We start from the raw sequence: 15,743 nt of genomic DNA, 5'->3' as shown, positions 1-15,743 counted from the left end.
TCAATACTGCCCCGTCCGCAGCAGCACCAGCGTACACGCCTCCACCGGCTCGATGCCGATGGCCTTCGCTTCCTGCGCGAGGTGCGCATTCTCCGCGCCGGGGTTGAAGATGATGCGCCGCGGCTTCGTCGCGAGGATGTCCGCAATCAGCGGCTCCGAGCGCGCCTCGCCCAGGTACAGGGTTACCGTATCCACCGGCCCGGGCACCTCCGCGATCGACTTGTAGCACTTGATGCCAAGGATCTCCTCGAAGCCGGGATTCACCGGAATCGGCTGGTGCCCATACTCCAGCAGCATCTTCATCGCCTTGTTGGCATAGCGCTCTTCGTTCGGTGACGCCCCGAGGACGACGACGCGCTCCGGGGACTGCGGCTTGGCTTGGGTTCCAGTGGTCATCATTCCAGTGTACGCTGGCAGCAGCGCCAAGGCTTCCAACCCGTGGGCCGGTCCGTGCGATTTTCGTGAATTTGCACTGGCGGGCTCGGCAGCCCCTGTGCTTCTCTTTTCCACGCCCATCATGAAATCCCTCCGCCCCCTCCTCTGCGTAGCGCTCGCCCTCGCCTGCCTGCCCCTGCTCGCCTCGTGCTCCTCCAAAGATGACGAAAGCACCATTTCCTACAACAAGAGGCTGAGGGAGAAGAACGAGCGGTACCAGGAACGTCAGGATAAGCGGAAGATGCGTGCTCGCGCCCGGCAGCAGCGTGTCGACATGTGGTTCGACCGCCTCATGCACTAGCCCAGCCCTCTCCCCTCTGGGACCGTGTTCAGATCTTGCCAGTGATTCTCCGACACACTTTCACATGAAACGTCCACCGTGCCTGGCTGCCGCCTTCGCCTTTGCTGTCCCTGCCTCCCTGGCATTGCTACTCCCCTCCTGTTCCCTGCTCGGCCTGCGCCAGCAGGTGGAGAGTCTTGAAGCTCAGGGCGGTATCGCAATTCAAGTCACCCCTCCTCCCAAAGGGCCAGCGCCCACCTATGCGCTCGCCTGGCGCATGGAGGGGGACAAGCGCAAGGACTCCGCCGGATTTCAGGAAGTCCGGGAGGACGGGCTCGCCGCCTTTCACTTGAGGCTCGGCCAGGTGTACCGCGTGGGTGCCTTCACGGATGAAAACAAGAATCAGAAATACGACGCCGGTGAGCCCCTCGGCTTCTTGAAGGACGTCTCCCCCCGGCCTCTTTCTGATGGTGTCGCCACGGCGAAGATCCTCCCCGTCACCCTGACCCGCACCCACGGTCTGCCCAAGGGCACGGTGATTGAGCGACCGAAGGAAAATCTCGAACTGGGCGGCAAGATGAATGTCGCCCTTGGCGATGTCGCTTCCTTGCGTGAGGCACGCTTCGCCCCGGACACCGGCGGCAGCGGGCTCTGGCGCCCCCTGGATTTCCTGACCACCAACACCCTCGGCATCTACTTCACCGAGCCCTTTGATCCAAAGCGCATCCCGGTCGTGTTTGTCTACGGCATCGGCGGCAGCCCCCAGGACTGGGACTACTTCATCAAGAACTTCGACCGCTCCAAGTACCAGCTCTGGTTCTACCACTACCCCAGCGGCATGCGCCTGAGCCGCGTCTCCAATGTGCTGGCTGAAGGCCTGCGCGCCCTGAAACACCGTTACGGTTTTCCAAAGGCCTACGTGGTGGCCCACAGCATGGGCGGCCTCGTCGCACGTCCCGCCATCACCGAAGCGGTGGCGGAGGAAGGCGTGGACTTCATTCCTGAGTTCGTCAGCATCTCCACACCCTGGGGAGGACACAAGGCCGCCGAGGCCGGCATCCGCCACCTGAAAAAGCCCGTGCCTTCCTGGATCGATGTCGCGCCCGGCAGCGACTACCTCGTGAAGATGTACAACACGCCCCTGCCCAAGGGCACCACACACCACCTCATCTACGGCTCCATCAAGGGCGGTCCCTTCTACCTCCGGGGTGAAAACGACGGCGTCGTCACCGTGGAAAGCGAAACAGATCTCCGCGTGAAGAAGGCTGCCAAGTCCTGGAGACACTTCATCCATGGGCACGTGGACATCCTGAACGAGGCAGAGACGCTGAAACTCGTGGAGTCCGAACTGGATGGGAAGGGCTGAGGCTCTGACGTGCCGCGCGAGGCTCAGTGATTTGGACTGCTGGAGCTTGCTCCAGCTTTCCGCAGGCAGCTTGCTGCCGTGAAGCCACCCCGAGCCAAAGCATCTCCCCGAAGTTCAGCGAGAGCACCGATCTACGATTATTATCGTTGACTCATCCACTCCACTCACGCTTTAATTACGATTAATATCGTACACCCCCTCACCTCGGGAGCTCATCTACCACTCCTTCCCTCCATGCCACGCCCTCCCAAAGTCCGACACCCCTCCCGCCCTGAACCCACGGAAGCGGAACTGCCCCTGCTGCGTGTCCTTTGGAAACTCGGCTCTGCCACTGTGCGCCAGGTGTGGGAGGACCTTGGCGCGAAAGGCAGCTACACCACCGTGCTGAAGCAGTTCCAGGTGATGCATGAGAAAGGGCTCGTGACCCGTGACGAGTCCGACCGCACCCACCTCTACCAGGCCGCCATGCCGGAGGAGCGCGTGCAGCGCAGCCTCGTGAGCCGCCTCCTGCAGCAAGCCTTCGAAGGCTCCGCCGCCCAACTCGTTCTCGGTGCCCTCTCCACCAAGAAAGTGTCCGCCCAAGAGCGCGCCGAGATCCGCCAACTCCTCGATAACCTCGACGCCGAGGACAGCGCCAAGCCCACCACCAAACCCAAGAAGCCATGAGCGCCTTCCTGCAATCTCCCTGGCTCAAGGATCTCGGCTGGGTGCTGGTGCACTCACTATGGCAGGGCGCCATCCTCTGGGCACTGCTGGCAATGGTGTTTGCTTTCGGCCGCCATCATTTCTCCGCCGCGGCGAAGCATCGCCTCGCATGGCTCACCCTCACCGCACTCGCACTGGCGCCAGTCGTGACCATGACGTGGATGCAGGTGCAGAAACACGAGGTGCCGCCGCCCGCACAAACCATCCACGCCTACGCGACACCGCCAGCGATCACTCCACCCACGCCTTCCACAACCTCGCCTGAGAAATCCAACTCCTCGGCGCCACTCTCCATCACGCCTCCTCCTCGTCCCACCGATGCCTTCACGATCGAAGCGCCCAGGACGTCATGGTTTGCGCAGCTTCCCATCTGGTTTGCCACCGTATGGCTTGCGGGCCTCACGCTGCTCATCATCCGACTGCTCTTTGGCTGGAGATGGATTGCACGGTTGAAACACACGGGCACCGATCCCGAGCCCACATGGCTGACGCGCTTCGTCGAATGGTCCAACCGTACCGGCATTCGTCATCTGCGCGTGTTGGTGTGTCCCACACTCGGCGTTCCCCTTGTGGTGGGCTGGCTGCGTCCCGTCATCTGCTTCCCCGCATCACTACTCTCCCGTCTCAGCATCGCGGAGGTGGAGGCACTGATGCTTCATGAGCTGGCCCACCTGAAACGTCGTGATCCCCTCCTCCAGTTCTGGGTCACCATGGTGGAAACCCTCCTCTTCCACAACCCCGCCGCCCACGCCCTCGCCAGCACCGTGCGCCAGACCGGTGAACTAGCCTGCGATGATCTCGTGCTCCAATGGAAAGGCGATGGCAAAACCTACGCCCGCGCCCTCGCTGCTGCGGAGGAGTGGCGCGGTGCCCAGTTCGCCCTCGCATCCTCCGGCATGGGTTCACTGAAGCATCGCATCCAGCGCATCCTCGGCCTCGGCGAGCACGGGCGCCTCACCTCCCTTCCTGAGCGCTTCGGCATCACCAGCGTGGCGGGCATTGCACTCTACTTCGTGGTTTGCGGTCTGGCAGTTCCACGCATCGCCCGCGCTCTCACGCCAGAAGAGCGTATCACGGTGATCAATCAGGAGCGGGAGGCACTTCAGGCCGCCGAGGACAACGCGGCTCCCCGGGATATCAAGGCCACCGGAACCATACGCACGGCGGACGGATCAGAGCCCGAGGAAGACATCGGCCTGATCGCCTGGTCCAAGAACTACACGTCCTTTTACTCCGGCAACAGTGTTGGCCAGAAGGAAACCGTCAGAGGCAAGGGCAGCCGCATGCAGGTAGGAGCATGGGCGGCTGGATACGCGCCTGCCTTCACAGAAGCCAAGTTCAATGGCGAGGACAAATCTCATGGCACCTTCGAGCTGGTCATGGAGCGGGGATTCCCGGCCGTGCTCAAGCTGGTGGACAAGGATGGACACCCCATCCCGGACGCGGACATCAGTTGTTCCTTCTTCCTCGCTCCTGAGTGTGACTTCTTTCGGCAGGGCAAGCTGACCACCGATGCCTCCGGCACCTGCATCCCTGGGAACACTCTGGAGGGCCTCAGCTTCCGCTTCGACATCCGCGCTTATGGCTACCAGTGGAATCGCTTTCAGGACGTTCGCTTCGTGAAGGACAAGCCCGTTACACTGACTCTCGTGAGGAGCACCCCGCTCGTCGGGACCGTGATGGATGCTCGGACGCAGCAACCCATCGCGGGAGTGAATGTCCTGTGCAAGATGCGGAGACGAGATGACTTCACATTCAGCCACGGATATGGCTACGGCATCATGCCCAAGATGAATGCAATCCCTTCGGATGCACAGGGCAAGCTCGAGCTCAATATCTGCCATCCCAATGACAGATATGAACTCATTTTTGAAGCACCCGTCTACGGAAGAAAGTTTGTGGAGTTGGGTGGTGAAAGTGGTGGTTTCAAATTCGAACTCGATCCAGAACTTGTGATCTCTGGCACCATTGAAGACCCGGAAGGGAAGGTCATCCGAAAAGACGGCACGACTTATCTCAGGCTCGACCAAGACTACAGCACTGGAGGCTCGGTGGATCTCGAACAAAGCCTCAAGGCAGACTCATCAGGGAAGGCCCATTTCGAGTTTGGCCAGCTTTCTCCCGGCAAGATCACGTTGAGAATCTATGACAAAGAGTGGGAGACCGACTTCACTTCAAGTATGAAGGAGCTCCGATTCCGCATCGAAGACGGCGCATTGAAATGCCTCTCCGTGCCCGAGGACACCAGGCTCTCACCAGAAACCACCCGCCAGGTGGAACTGAAGTTCTCCACTCCAAACGGCAGCCCTCCCTTCAACGGAGAAGTGCCGTTGGTTATCAAAAATTCGAACATCACTTTCCACAAGGTCACCGATGGCATTTGCAGAGTGGATGTCCCATTGAACTCCCAATTGACGATCAATACCGGAGGTATCACCGGCTACCGATTCGACCACACATGGCAGAAAGTGGAAGCAGGTGATGGACCTCTACGCTTGGAAATCCCCATGGAACCGGCCGGAGCCATCAGCGGTGACATTCGCATGTATCCAGGATACCAATCCGTGCGCAACGACCCCCATCTCATCCTACTGAAGTATGAGCCGAGGGCGGGAGAGTGGCAAACCGTGTACAATGACTCCGGACATCTTTTGAAGGTACTGGACCACGGCTCCCGTTTCTTCATCTCACCTGTTCCGCTGCATGCCAGGTACCGCCTCCTCGTTCGTGAAGGAACCTCCATGGTAGAAACGCCGGAGTTCGAGGTGGACGAAGCCAGTCCTCTGGTACGCCAGGACATCGCCTTTCCTGACGGTGAGTCCATTCGCGGCACCATTCTCCAACCTGATGGAACTCCCATGGAAGGCGGCAACATTTACCTGGTCTACAAGGAACCAGCCCACCGCACTACAAGCACCAACTACCCGATCAAGGCCGATGGCACCTTCGAACTACCACACATGAACTTCGAGGTGCAAGGCCAGTACTTCCTCTCCGTGCCCAGCACCCGGGGAATTGCACCGCTCATTGCCAGAGTCGATCGCTCGTCGTCCCAACTGCGACTGAAGCGAGAACGGGCGCATGCCGTAGAGGGCATCGTGGTCGATCCAGATGGCAAGCCACTTCAGGGGGTGAAGCTGCACTTCGCACCCGTGGAGGTACCAACCCAGACCAGCTTCGTGGATGTCAACGATGGTCTCCAGGCAGAAGCTCCCACTGACGTGAACGGAAAGTTCCGTGTGTCCACGCTTCCTGCTGGCAAATTTAGAGTATTCCTCGGTTGGGAGTATGTGTGGGCAACTGGCGAGCAGTACTCCCTGGACGACCCGGCACACATGGTCGAGGCACCCCAATCCGCCGGCAGCACCTACAAATTCGTGATCAAGAAACGGGAACCCAATCCCTGATACCTCCCATCACACCATCCGCACATAATACTTCCCCGGCAGCGGGCGTACCACGCGCTTCATCTCCAGCTTCATCAGCGTAGTGGAGACCACCGGCAGCGCCAGACCGGTGCTCGAGGCGATGTCATTGATATGCACCTCCGTCGTGCCCAGCACGGCATAGACCTTCTCTTCATCGCCCGTCAGCTTGGCGGAAGGCTTGGACTCGGAGGTCACCGGCGCCTTCGGCTGCGTGGGGAAGAGTGTGTTCAGATCATCCAGCACCTCAGCACCATCCATGATGAGCTTCGCGCCTTCCTGGATGAGCCGGTTGCAACCATGCGAGCTGGGCCGGTCAATATTCCCCGGCACCGCGTACACCGTGCGGCCCTGTTCGGCCGCCTGCTGTGCGGTGATGAGCGAACCGCTGCGTGAGGGCGCCTCCACCACGATGATGCCGGTGCTCCAGCCGCTCACGATGCGATTGCGCAACGGAAATGTCTGCTTGTCCGGCGGGCGATCCACCGGGAACTCGCTGACCACCGCGCCTTGAGATGCAATGCGCTCCGCCAGTGCCTTGTTCTCCGGGGGATACAACTCGCCATGTCCCGAGCCGATGACCGCAATCGTGCGCCCCTTGCTCGCCAGCGCGCCTTCATGCGCCGCGGTATCGATACCACGTGCCAGTCCGCTGATCACCGTGTAGCCCGCATACGCGAGTTGGAAAGAGAACTTCTTTGCCGTCGCCAGTCCATACTGCGTAGCATGGCGCGAGCCCACGATGCCCAGCGCATTCGCGTCACGTTCCGTGATCTTGCCCTTCACATAGAGAATGACGGGCGGATCATAGATCTGCTTCAGCAGGCGTGGGTACAGAGGATCCTCAAGGGTGAGGATGGTCAGCTCCTCCTCATTCACGCGACGAAGTTCGCGTGTGAGGTCAATGCGATTTTCCCAGTCGGCGACGGCATTCGCGAGCTCTTCTCCGAAGCCCTCCACCCGCACAATCTCCTTTGCGCTGGCGCTGAGCACCTGCTCCGGCGAGCCAAAGAAATCCAGCAGCCGCTGCACGCGCACCGGCCCGATCTTGGGCAGCAGATTCAGCGCGAGATAAGCCTCCGTGCGGGTCATGACAGCCTTCTCCGCGCTAGTAGCGCAACCCCTTGATCGCGTTCACGACATTCTCTTCCGTAACGTCCTTGCTCACGAAGGCATCACCCAGCGTGCGCAGCAGCACGAAGCGAATCTTGCCTTCGCTGAATTTCTTGTCGTGCTTCATGTGCCCTAGGATGGTCTCCACGCCCATGCCATCAGGCAGACGGGTCGGCATGTTGAAGCGCTTGATGAGGTTCACAATCTTGCCGCGCGCCACAGGAGGCAATCCAGAAAGCTGGCACGACAGACTCGCCGCCGCGACCATGCCCAACGCAATGGCCTCGCCGTGCAGCAGCTCGCCATAACCAGCGCTTGCCTCCACCGCGTGCCCGATGGTGTGGCCGAAGTTCAGCAACGCGCGCGTGCCAGTGAGCTCATGCTCGTCCTCCTCCACGATGCGCGCCTTGATGGCCACGTTCCGCCGGATGAGTTCCGCGAGATCTCCATTCCCTTCAGCCACCTCTTGGATGGACTCAAACATGAGCGGGTCACGAATGGCCGCGTGCTTGATGATCTCCGCAAACCCCTCGGCGTATTCCCGCGGAGGCAGACTGTTGAGCGTGGTTACATCCGCCAGCACCAGCGCCGGCTGGCTGAAGGTCCCGAGCAGGTTCTTGCCTTCCGGCGTGTTCACCCCCGTCTTCCCACCCACACTGGAATCCACCTGGGAAAGCACCGTCGTGGGAATCTGGATGAACGGAATGCCGCGCAGAAAGATGGACGCCGCAAAGCCTGCCAGGTCACCGATGACCCCGCCGCCCAAGGCCACGAGAAAGGCCTTCCGATCCAGCCCCGCGCGCAGCATCTGCCGGCACACATCTTCCACCACGGACATGCACTTGGAACCTTCCCCTGCTTTCACCGTAATCACCGTCGTGGCGATGCCAGCCTCCCAAAGACTCTGTCTCACCGCTTCCGCATACAGTGGCCCCACATTCGAGTCGGTGACGATGACACACTTCTTCCGCCCCAGGAGTTCGGCGGCATAACTACCGGTGCGTGAAAGCAGCCCATACCCAATCAGGACATCATAGCTGCGGGCACCAAGGTCAACGCGTACGGAAAGAGGCTCGGACATGAAGGTGGAAGTCTGGGAAAAACAAAGTGGCAACTGTTCTATTGAACGGGGTGAGGCCAAGAGTCAAGAGGGCAACAGATGGACGAGTACTTCTTGGAGGATACCGTCTGATTTTTCACCTTGGGAAGACAGGCCCATGGCGGAAACCAACCGTGGGCCGCTTTCTCGACGACATCGACATGAAGATGGGCGCGCTCGTCAAACATCCTCACACTCAAGAACGCACGACCGCTTCAAAATGAATGCATTTTGCATGATCGCACCGCAATTAAAGGCTAAATTAAACAATTGCTTCGAGTAATTATCGGCACTTATTACGCCCAGCATGGACATAGCTCATAAACTGTTGGCGGCGTTCGGGTTGTCGGGTACAAGAGCAAGGCGGACGATGCTGACAGTAGCCTCGGTAGCAGCGTTGTGTTCATCTGCTGGTGCACAGACCATCGATACCTTTCCGACTTGGAACGGCGTATCGGGCTTTGGATACTTGGGCTCCTCCAATTTTCCCTCGTTTGGCCAGACGTTTCAGGCTCCCTCGGACACGTCCATGGGGGCTTCGAGCTTCACCCTCGCCTTCCAGGCGTCATCCGGCGATCCCGGCGTCAACGTAAGGCCCTACCTCTATGCCTACGACACTGTCAACCGTCAGCTCACAGGCCCGGCGCTGTATCAGGGTTCGGTGAGCCAGGTCGCAAACAGCTCCAGTGGTATGGAGCTGTACACGTTCACGCTGCCCACTCCCCTGGCCTTGGATGCTGGCCAACAATACGCGGTTTTCGTCAGCGTCCTTGATGTCCCAAGCAATGGACCTTCTTCCGTGGGGGTGGGCGGATTTATAAATGACATTCCTTACCCCGATGGATTCCTCATCGCCTCGACCGCCGGCAACTTCGCGGATTTGTTCAACGTAAACGCATGGACCTCGAATAACCGCAATCTCGCGTTTCAGATTTTGTTCGCCCCGCTGGCGACCAACATTCTGCAGAACTCCAGCCCTGTGAACACCGATCCGGCAAGCACGTTTGTCGTACGTGGCCCTTCCTTCACCGGCACCACCACCGAGAGCAACGTCATCAATGCCCTGTGGTTCGCCCCCGGTGGCTCTCTCCAGGTGTACAACAATCTGGAAGTGACCAGCGGTGCCTTCATCGTGCCGACCGGCAGGGGCACCATCCAGGGCGGTCATCTGTCCACCGTTTCAGACTTCACGAAGCAAGGGGCCGGGACCTTGACCGTGAACAGTACAGCCACCGTGCCAGGCAATCTGGTGGTGGCTGGCGGGCAGCTGAATGTGGGAAATCTGTTCACCGTGGGAAGCAATGCGCTCATCGGTCGCGGCACACGTCTGACCGTTGCGTCCAATGGTCTGCTTCAGGTGGAGGGCAGCACCTCCGTGCAGGGTGTGCTCGCAGTGAATGGCACGTTGCACACCCCTCACGTGTTTGTGGGCACTCGCGGCACGCTTCAGGGCAATGGCCTGGTCGCGGGGAACGTGACGAACAACGGCGTGGTCGCCCCCGGCAACAGCATTGGCAAGCTCACCATTGACGGCAATTTCGTCCAGACATCACGAGGCACACTGCAGATTGAGGTCAATGGCGCCGGCGCGGTGGATCGACTCACGGTGAGCGGACAGGCCCATTTGAATGGCACCCTCGACGTGCGCTCCCTGAATGCGGATCTGGACTACGGCGACCTCTACACCTTCCTGCGGGCAGGCAGAATCACGGGCAGGTTCAACCGCATCCTGATGCCGGATGACCACCTTCTCCGCGGTCGTTTCCTGAACTCAGGCTCCACCGGCACGCTTCTGGTGGCGCCCGCGAGCTATACTCTGGTGGCCCAGACACAGAACCAACGCAGCACTGCCAGGGCTCTGGATGAATGGATCGGCATCGAGAACGGAGACATTGGTGCCGTCACCCTCGCTCTGGACCTGCTCAGAGCAGAGCAATATCCTGCCGCGTTTGAGGCCATCCAGCCGACCTATTACGAGGGCGCGTTGCAAACGGCCACGGAGCTGGGCCACACGCATGGACAGCTTCTGTTCCAGCAGTTCAGCGCCCGTCGCCTCGGGAGTGCCTTCTCGGACTCCAAAGCTTCTGGCCACCCTCCCCTGCCCTCCACCACCAACAGTGCGAAGAGCAGCAAGAATGTCCTCTCGTCCAAGGAACTCGCCGTGGCCCCGGTCGAGAATGAGAAGTGGCAGGTGTGGACCCAGGCGAGTGGCCTCTTCAGCAGTGGCGGGCTCAGCCTCACTCCGGGCGAGAGCTTTGAGAGTGGCACCATCCTCGTCGGCGGTGACTACCAGGTGGCGGACAATCTGACCGTGGGCCTCTTTGGAAGCTACCAGGAGGGCTGGGGTGACTACGACTTCGGCGGAGACATGGACCTGCGCAGTACCCGCTTCGGTGCCTACGCGAACTTTGACCAGAACGGCTTCTACATGGACCTCGCCGTCGGCGGTGGCCAGACAGAGTTCGATGTGAAACGCGCCATCCAATGGGCCACGCTGAACCGCAGGGCTTCCAGCGAACCCGATGGCTATGAGTTCTTCACGATGCTGGGCACCGGCTATGACTTCCATGTTGGCAACTGGACCTTGGGACCGCAGATGAGCCTGCAGTACAACAAGGTGGACTTGGGTGACTTCACCGAGACAGGAGCAGGCGTCCTGAACCTCCAGATGCGCGACGCGGATTCCGAGAGCCTGCGCAGCTATATCGGTGGACGCATCGCCTACACGATCGCGGTGAATGAACGCACCGCATTGATCCCCGAACTCCGCGCCTTCTGGCAGCATGAATACCTCGGTGATGGCGACCTGCACTCCGCACTGGATGGCGGGTCCGGCCCCGAATTCATGTACCAGATGAGCGATGAGAATCCGGATGCAGTCTTCATTGGCACCGGCCTGGGACTTCAAGTCGGAGCGAACTTCTACGCGAACGTGTACTACAACGTCGGCTTCGGACAGAACGACGATGCGAACCACACGGTGAGCGTGACCGCCTCCTGGCGTTTCTAGCGCAGGCCAGCCCCAGCCGTCCTCACCTCTTCCGCCCTGGCCACCAGCTTCTCCATGGGAGCACCCAACTGGATCTCTACAGGTACAAAACCTTTTTCCCTGCGGAACCACTTCACCTGACGCTGCGCATACTGCCGCGTGGCAAGTTGGATCGCCGCGATCGCATCCGGTAGAGACACTTTCCCCTGCAGATGCTCCCGTATCTCCGGCACGCCGATCGCTTTCTCCGCCGTGGCGGAAAGCTCCGTGGCCTTGCGAATCTCCTCCACCAGTCCCGCGGCCACCATGGCATGCACCCGGCTGTTGATGCGCTCGTGCAGAGCATCCCTCTCCCAGGCAAGCTGGATGCCGTGATACTCCGGCACACGGTCCTTCCACGCCTTGCGTAGCTCGCTCTGCCGTTTTCCCGTCAGCAGACAGATTTCCAAAGCGCGGGTCACATACCGGTCGTTCTTCAGGTTCACTGTCTCCGAGGCATGCGCGTCACGCGCCAGCAGCCAGGCCACTCGTTCTCCCGGGGTTAGGTGTGAAAGTCGACGGCGCAATCCCTCATCCGAGGGCAGCGGGCTGAGGCCATGCGTCAGTGCCTTGATGTAAAGACCGCTTCCTCCCACCACGATGGGCACGGCACCCCTTGAGGCAATGTCCGCAATCACCGGCTTCGCCAGATCCGCAAAGAAGGCTGCATCACACAGCTCCGTGGGAGACAGCACGCCATAGAGGTGATGCGGTGCCAGCGCACACTCGGCCGCCGTGGGCTTCGCCGTACAAATGTCCAGCCCCTGGTAGAGCTGGAAGGCATCGGCATTCACAATCTCCCCACCCCACAGATTCGCCAGCATGATGGCGAGCGCGGATTTACCCGAGCCGGTTGGGCCCACCACATAGAACGGTTGCGGAGACGTTTTCACGGCTGCCTCGGAGTATTGCACGATGGTCGGGCACCTATCGGGACTGGCAAGAAAAAATCGCAGCAACGTCCAGGAATGCTCCTACCACCCAGCGAGTTCGTGGCAGAGCGCAACTCCGTCCTGAGGAATGGCCGCAAAAGAACGCAAAGGACGCAAAAGGTTGAGGGGCAGCAAGGCAACGGAGCACCCCTCAGCCATCATCACACCCTAGAGGCCCACCTCCGCGTCTTTGCCTCCTCCTCCTCGAAAGCCAAAACCCGCTCCCTCACATCGCTTCACCCTGGCCCCCTCCCCAAAAATCCTCTGCGTCCTCTGCCTCTTTGCCCCTCTGCGGTTAACCGGAATCCGCCCCTGACGCCCCACCTCGTTCCTCCCTCCTTTCCTCATCCCTTTGCTGCTTCGCTGCTTTGCGTTTCACCTCATCACCTACGGGGCACAAAAAACAAAACCGCCTGCCGCACGAGGCAGACAGGCGGTTTCAGGCAGGCTCACGAGGAGCCGTCAAAATGCGTTAGGCAGCCAGTTCGGGCTTGGATTCGTCGCCGGAGGGCTGGGCAGCTTCCTCCTGGCTTTCGCTTTCGCTGCCTTCTTCGTCGTCGCGGCTCGGGCGCTCATCGCGGGGAGCCAGCGGCTTCGCGCCACCGACCACCAGCGGGCGGCCCATGAAGTCCTTGGCATTGAGATCCGCCACGGCCTTCTTCGCTTCGTCCACGCTCATCATGGTCACGAAGGCGAAGCCCTTGGAGCGCTGGGTGCGGTTGTTCACCACCACCTCGGCGTTCTTCACTCGGCCGGAGCCGCTGAAGAGCTCGAAGAGATCGCTCTCGGAGGCGTCGTAGCTCAGGTTGCCCACGTAGAGACGCTCATTGGTCACTTCGGTGGACACGGGGGCCTGGCGCGGGGGGCGCTCGCGGCGTTCGCCACGATCAGCACGTTCCGGGCGTTCACTACGTTCACCGCGCTCCTGACGCTCGCCGCGTTCTCCACGGTCGCTGCGCTCCTGGCGGGTGCTCTCACGCTCCTGGCGGTCGCTACGGGCAATGGGGCCTTCCTCACGCGGAGTGCGCTGGGGCTGGCCGGTGCCGTGGTTGGAGGGACGCGGGGCGGGGGTCGGATTGTATAATCCGAGGGTCACGACTTTCAGGAACTTCTGGAAGCCGGTGAGAGGTTTGGTCTTGGGGGGCCGGGTGAAGCTTTTGTGGCTGCTCTGGCTGCTATTTTCTGACGCGCTTTGGGGGCCGCGATTTCTTCCGCCGCGGCGGCGGCGACGGCGGTCACCTTGGGGGCGGCCCTGGCCGTTGGGTTTGTAGTCGCTCATGATACGGGCGAGTTGTCTTAGTTTTGCTAGCTGTGGGTTGGGCGAGGCGGCTGGCGGCGCGTGGTTCCGAAACGACGGAACCGTGGAGTCTTCCCGCAACGGGCGGGGCAGACACGGCGCACACGAGGCCTCGCAGGCAGTTGCCACCGGCGGTTTCGGCAAGCTGGGCAGGCAGAGCTCGGTGGTGGCAGGTCAAAGTCGCACGAGGGGGTTCCAGCTTCGTAAGTTGCTGGATGCTGAGGCGGATAGGCTCGATTCGCGATGGGTTAAAACGCATTGTCGGGCACCGGAGCGGGTGAACACTCGGCCTCAAAGCGGGCGTGCTTTGACGGGGAACTGACAGTCATAAAGCTAGGGCCAAACCCGAGGGGCAGCAAGGCGTTTTTCCTGTGCCGCATCCAAACGACGTAACCCACTCACCATGAAAAGCTTGCATACATTGCAAACCGCACTTCCGTCCGCACCCTCCGGACCAAAGGGCCACAGTGTGGATTTCCCCCTCATTGCAAACCCCGCACGCTGGGAGCACCCATGCAAAAACCTCAGCTTCAGTCACGTCCCGCCCCCGGACTCAACTCTTTCTGAAGAAGATACCCTCTTGTCTCTTCACCGTTTTTGGAAAAAACTCACCCATGCGCCTCGCCCCCGTTTGCCTGTTGCTCGCCGCACTTCAGTCCTTGCTCTGCATTCCGTGCCGCGCAGAAGACCAGCCGGCTGGCAACAAGGCCCTGGATCTCATCTCCCAATCCGCCTTCTGCATCGCCTATGCCTTCCGGGATGCGGATGACCGCGACCTCCGGCCTCGTCTCGCGGCAGATCCCTTCGGGACAAAGGGGGAAACGGAAGAAAGCACCAGCGGGGTAAGCATCCTGAGTCAGGGAGAGGGCGTCGTGAACGTCGACACACTCGTCTCACGCGTCACCGCACAGGCACGTGTGTCGAAGACCCAAATCTCCCGGCTCACCACTGCCCTGCTGAAAACCGACTCCCTTTTTCCCATCTTTGACTGCTACAATCCCCATCACGCCTTTGTGTTCTACTCGTCGCAGGGAGATCCCCTCTGCTGCATTGAGATCTGCTTCAGTTGCACCGGGTTCAGAACATCTCCCAAACTGCGGATGGCGACCATGGATGAGGAATTGAGGATGGTCGTGGGTGCCGACCTGCACGAAATCGCCCGGCTCTTCGACGAGCTAAAACTGCCCCTCACCCCGTACAAATCCTTCGAGGAACTGGAGAAGCGACTGACGAAACTGGAACAGGAGACCAAAGCCAGAATCCTGGAAGATGAGAAGGAAACGGAGGCGGAGAAGGCATCGCGGAAGGGAGCGCCAGACAAGCAGTAGTTTAGCCCCACCTCCGCACTCTCCCTTCTCCATCCATCAATGAGACACGAATCTTTAGCCACCGCCGAGACGTCTGCCACCACCCGCGTGATCCATCCCTTTGTGGGAACCAATTATGCGACGACTGGTCTTTGGAATCGCAAGGTCATGATCCTTGGCGAGTCATCCTATGACGCGAAAGCTACTCAGGATGGTTATGACGCCGCCAATCAAACTATCCATCTGGGCCACGACGCAATTGGGTACCCGGATGCCGAACGCTACTGGAATCGGAGTCGGTTTTACACGAGGATCGCCCGGATATTTGACCACGACCCTAGGTCCTTAGAATCTCGCAAGCGGTTTTGGAACGCAGTGCTCTACTATAACTACCTTCAGGTAGTGCTGTCGAGGCCCCGGCAGCAACCACCGGCAGCCGCTTGGCTCGAAGCACAGTCAGCGTTTCGAGAAACGCTTGAGGAACACCGCCCTGATGTCGTGATCGCCTTCAGCAACCGGATGTGGTCCTATCTTCCCAAAGACTCAGACACGAGCGTTCCCAACGACGTCGGGACTCAATGCCGTACAGGCCAACTTTTGATTTCTGACGGGCACAAGGTGAAACTCATCGGCTTCCATCACCCCACAGCCTACGGGTTCCGCTGGCAACCTGTGCGGGAACTGGTCCATATGCTGCTCCTTGGAGGGAGGACGTAAAAACAAAGAAGGGTCGTGCGCCACTGCGCCCCGACCCAT

12 protein-coding genes are annotated in these 15,743 nt (G+C 60.3%); 7 read left to right on the top strand and 5 right to left on the bottom strand.

The window, feature by feature from the left end; genetic code table 11:
• Window positions 1–399 (bottom strand): CoA-binding protein, encoded by a 399-nt coding sequence (locus tag G5S37_RS08165; protein ID WP_206026356.1) that lies wholly within the window; start codon window positions 397–399, stop codon window positions 1–3.
• 118 nt (window positions 400–517) lie between these two features.
• Here G5S37_RS08165 and G5S37_RS08160 point away from each other — a divergent pair, with 118 nt between their 5' ends.
• The 4 genes from G5S37_RS08160 (at window position 518) to G5S37_RS08145 (ending at window position 6,193) form a co-directional block, all read left to right on the top strand.
• The gene (locus G5S37_RS08160; protein ID WP_165202574.1) at window positions 518–736 is read left to right on the top strand and encodes a hypothetical protein; all 219 of its coding nucleotides are present in this window, start codon (window positions 518–520) and stop codon (window positions 734–736) included.
• Between the two features lie 64 nt (window positions 737–800).
• Window positions 801–2,081 (top strand): alpha/beta fold hydrolase, encoded by a 1,281-nt coding sequence (locus tag G5S37_RS08155; protein ID WP_165202572.1) that lies wholly within the window; start codon window positions 801–803, stop codon window positions 2,079–2,081.
• Between the two features lie 234 nt (window positions 2,082–2,315).
• A complete protein-coding gene (locus G5S37_RS08150) occupies window positions 2,316–2,747 on the top strand; it encodes a BlaI/MecI/CopY family transcriptional regulator (protein ID WP_165202570.1) in 432 nt (143 codons plus the stop codon).
• On the top strand, window positions 2,744–6,193 hold the full coding sequence (locus G5S37_RS08145) for a M56 family metallopeptidase (protein ID WP_165202568.1): 3,450 nt from the start codon (window positions 2,744–2,746) through the stop codon (window positions 6,191–6,193). Before G5S37_RS08150 ends, G5S37_RS08145 begins: the two co-directional genes overlap by 4 nt.
• Window positions 6,194–6,202: 9 nt before the next feature.
• Here G5S37_RS08145 and dprA read toward each other — a convergent pair whose 3' ends face one another.
• Both dprA and aroB read right to left on the bottom strand, forming a co-directional pair.
• Complete coding sequence (gene dprA / locus G5S37_RS08140) at window positions 6,203–7,303, bottom strand: DNA-processing protein DprA (protein WP_165202566.1); 1,101 nt, start codon at window positions 7,301–7,303, stop codon at window positions 6,203–6,205.
• Between the two features lie 16 nt (window positions 7,304–7,319).
• Complete coding sequence (gene aroB / locus G5S37_RS08135; RefSeq protein ID WP_165202564.1) at window positions 7,320–8,405, bottom strand: 3-dehydroquinate synthase; 1,086 nt, start codon at window positions 8,403–8,405, stop codon at window positions 7,320–7,322.
• 487 nt (window positions 8,406–8,892) lie between these two features.
• Here aroB and G5S37_RS08130 point away from each other — a divergent pair, with 487 nt between their 5' ends.
• Window positions 8,893–11,433 (top strand): autotransporter outer membrane beta-barrel domain-containing protein, encoded by a 2,541-nt coding sequence (locus G5S37_RS08130; RefSeq protein ID WP_165202562.1) that lies wholly within the window; start codon window positions 8,893–8,895, stop codon window positions 11,431–11,433.
• Here the strand turns inward: G5S37_RS08130 and miaA are convergent.
• Together miaA and G5S37_RS08120 are read right to left on the bottom strand one after the other, a co-directional pair.
• On the bottom strand, window positions 11,430–12,344 hold the full coding sequence (gene miaA / locus G5S37_RS08125; RefSeq protein WP_165202560.1) for a tRNA (adenosine(37)-N6)-dimethylallyltransferase MiaA: 915 nt from the start codon (window positions 12,342–12,344) through the stop codon (window positions 11,430–11,432). The two genes, G5S37_RS08130 and miaA, sit on opposite strands and share 4 nt — an antisense overlap.
• A 511-nt stretch (window positions 12,345–12,855) precedes the next feature.
• Window positions 12,856–13,662 carry an RNA-binding protein gene (locus G5S37_RS08120; RefSeq protein WP_165202558.1) on the bottom strand — a complete coding sequence of 269 codons (807 nt, stop codon included), beginning with the start codon at window positions 13,660–13,662 and terminating at the stop codon, window positions 12,856–12,858.
• A gap of 632 nt (window positions 13,663–14,294) precedes the next feature.
• Between G5S37_RS08120 and G5S37_RS08115 the strand changes: the two genes are divergently transcribed.
• Both G5S37_RS08115 and G5S37_RS08110 read left to right on the top strand, forming a co-directional pair.
• Window positions 14,295–15,008, top strand: a complete 714-nt coding sequence (locus G5S37_RS08115) for a hypothetical protein (RefSeq protein ID WP_165202556.1) — start codon at window positions 14,295–14,297, stop codon at window positions 15,006–15,008.
• A 39-nt stretch (window positions 15,009–15,047) separates the two neighbouring features.
• Window positions 15,048–15,704, top strand: a complete 657-nt coding sequence (locus G5S37_RS08110; protein ID WP_165202554.1) for a hypothetical protein — start codon at window positions 15,048–15,050, stop codon at window positions 15,702–15,704.
• Window positions 15,705–15,743: the final 39 nt, after the last annotated feature.

The organism is Roseimicrobium sp. ORNL1, from assembly GCF_011044495.1.
Lineage (GTDB): Bacteria > Verrucomicrobiota > Verrucomicrobiia > Verrucomicrobiales > Verrucomicrobiaceae > Roseimicrobium.
The sequence above is the reverse complement of the archived record's forward strand: the minus strand, read 5'-3'. Positions and strand labels throughout refer to the sequence as shown.

Coding starts and splice junctions, on each gene's coding strand:
- aroB (WP_165202564.1), bottom strand. CDS start 8,405: ATGTCCGAGCCTCTTTCCGTACGCGTTGACCTTGGTGCCCGCAGCTAT.
- G5S37_RS08165 (WP_206026356.1), bottom strand. CDS start 399: ATGATGACCACTGGAACCCAAGCCAAGCCGCAGTCCCCGGAGCGCGTC.
- G5S37_RS08110 (WP_165202554.1), top strand. CDS start 15,048: ATGAGACACGAATCTTTAGCCACCGCCGAGACGTCTGCCACCACCCGC.
- G5S37_RS08155 (WP_165202572.1), top strand. CDS start 801: ATGAAACGTCCACCGTGCCTGGCTGCCGCCTTCGCCTTTGCTGTCCCT.
- G5S37_RS08120 (WP_165202558.1), bottom strand. CDS start 13,662: ATGAGCGACTACAAACCCAACGGCCAGGGCCGCCCCCAAGGTGACCGC.
- G5S37_RS08150 (WP_165202570.1), top strand. CDS start 2,316: ATGCCACGCCCTCCCAAAGTCCGACACCCCTCCCGCCCTGAACCCACG.
- G5S37_RS08160 (WP_165202574.1), top strand. CDS start 518: ATGAAATCCCTCCGCCCCCTCCTCTGCGTAGCGCTCGCCCTCGCCTGC.
- dprA (WP_165202566.1), bottom strand. CDS start 7,303: ATGACCCGCACGGAGGCTTATCTCGCGCTGAATCTGCTGCCCAAGATC.
- G5S37_RS08115 (WP_165202556.1), top strand. CDS start 14,295: ATGCGCCTCGCCCCCGTTTGCCTGTTGCTCGCCGCACTTCAGTCCTTG.
- G5S37_RS08145 (WP_165202568.1), top strand. CDS start 2,744: ATGAGCGCCTTCCTGCAATCTCCCTGGCTCAAGGATCTCGGCTGGGTG.